2 protein-coding genes are annotated in these 1,952 nt (G+C 72.1%); both read left to right on the top strand.

Annotated features, from left to right (window positions below; all coding sequences use genetic code 11):
* The first annotated feature begins 127 nt into the window (after window positions 1-127).
* The gene (locus AC099J_RS31475) at window positions 128-1,327 is read left to right on the top strand and encodes a TolC family protein (protein WP_479619247.1); all 1,200 of its coding nucleotides are present in this window, start codon (window positions 128-130) and stop codon (window positions 1,325-1,327) included.
* A partial coding sequence (locus AC099J_RS31470; protein WP_479619246.1) for a heavy metal-binding domain-containing protein occupies window positions 1,324-1,952 on the top strand: 629 nt, incomplete at its 3' end. The genes AC099J_RS31475 and AC099J_RS31470, both read left to right, overlap by 4 nt.

Raw genomic sequence — 1,952 nt, 5'->3', positions numbered from 1 at the left:
TTGCGACTCCGCGTCTGAACCGCTCCGTCGACTGACAGGCGCCGGTGCGGCACGTCCGCATCCGGCCGTTGTGCCGAACGTCTACGGAGTTTTGATGCCCATTCACTTGTCTGCGCGCGCAGTCGCCATGGCTGCCGCTTTTCTGCCCGCCCTTGCATGGGCGGCACCGCTTACCCTCGACGAGGCCGTGGCCCTGGCGGTGCAGCGCTCTGATGCGGCCAGGGCCGCGCGCGCTGGCGTCTTCGGCGCGACCGAGGCCGCGCGTGCCGCAGGCCAACTGCCCGACCCGGTGCTGCGCGCCGGCATCGACAACCTGCCGGTGTCTGGTGGCGAGCGCTTTAGCACCCGCGACACGATGACGATGAAGCGCATCGGGCTCGCGCAGGAGTGGCTGTCTGCCGAGAAGCGCGCCGCGCGGCAATCCGCCGCCGACGCCCTGGTGGGCCGTGAGGCCGCCGCGCTGCAGGCCACGGCGGCCGACGTGCGCTTGCAGGCGGGGCTGGCGTATCTGGACGCCTACTTCGCCGGCGAGGCACTGCAGCTGACCGTCCAGGGCGAGCGCCACCTCCACGAAGAACTGGCCGCCGCGCGCGCGCGCCAGGCGTCCGCATCGGGCAGCGCGCAGGAAGTGCTGGCACTGACCAGCGCACAAGGCATGGCCGAAGACGAATCGGCCGAGCTGCGCCAGCAGCAGGCGGCCGCCCACGCAGCGCTGGAGCGGTGGGTGGGTGCGCGCGTCGAGGCACTGGTGCCGCCGGCGCCATTCGATGCCGTGACCGAGCTGGGCTATGTCGAACGCCATCCGGCCACGTTGGCGGCGCAGCGCGACGCCGCGCTGGCCCGCAACGAAGCGCACCTCGCCCGCGCCAACCGCAGCCCGAACTGGACCTGGGAGCTGAGCTACGGGCAGCGCGCCGGGCTCCCGGACATGGTGTCCGTCGGCGTCAGCATCCCGTTGGCCATCGCCCCAGCCAGCCGGCAAGACCGGGACATCGCGTCCAGGATGGCGCTGGCTGAGAAAGCCGAAGCCAACGTGGCAGAAGCGGTGCGCATGGCCAGCGGTGAGTACCGTGCGCTCGCCAGCGACGCCACGCGCCTGGCTGACCGTGCCGCGCGCTACCGGTCTGCGGTGGTGGCCCCGGCCCAGCAGCGCACCGAGCTCGCGCTGGCCGGCTACCGATCGAACCAGACCGCGCTCACGGTGCTGTTCGAGGCGCGGCATGCGGAGCTGCAATCGCAACGCAAATGGCTGTTGCTGCAGCGTGACCTGGCCAAGGCCAGGGCCCAGCTCGCCTTGACACCCATCGTCGAAGGAGCCGCCCCATGAAGCGCGCAGCACGCATCGCCGCCGTGGCGGCAGCCGGAGTCTTGCTGGCGGCCGGCGGCTTCTACGCGGGTCGTTCGACCCAGCCCGCCATGCCCGCCACCGGCGCTGCGCCGGCCGCTGCCGCTTCGGCCGGCGAGCGCAAGGTGCTGTACTGGCACGACCCCATGGTGCCGGGGCCGCGCTTCGACCAGCCGGGCAAGTCGCCGTTCATGGACATGCAGCTGGTGCCGGTCTACGCCGATGCGGGGGGCGACACCGGCGTCAAGGTCAGCCCGGGCGTGCAGCAGAACCTGGGCATCCGCACCGCCGTGGTGACGCGCTCTGACGTGGCCTCGTCCTTCGAGGCGGTCGGGGCGGTGCAGTTCGATGAGCGCCTGAGCGTCGCCGTGCAGACCCGCGTGGCGGGCTACGTGGAGCGGCTCGCCGTGCGCGCACCGATGGAGCGGGTGCGCAAGGGCCAGGCACTGGCCACGATCTTTGCCCCCGACTGGCTGGCGCCGCAGAACGAGCTGCTGGCGCTGCAGCGGGCAGGCGCCGCGCCCGAGCTTGTGGCAGCGGCCCGCGACCGCATGCGTGCGATGTCGATTCCCGACACGCTGGTCCGTCAAAGCGAAGAGTTGGGCAC

Source organism: Rhodoferax sp. RT4P68 (assembly GCF_056521305.1).
This window is presented reverse-complemented; position numbering and strand designations above follow the sequence as displayed.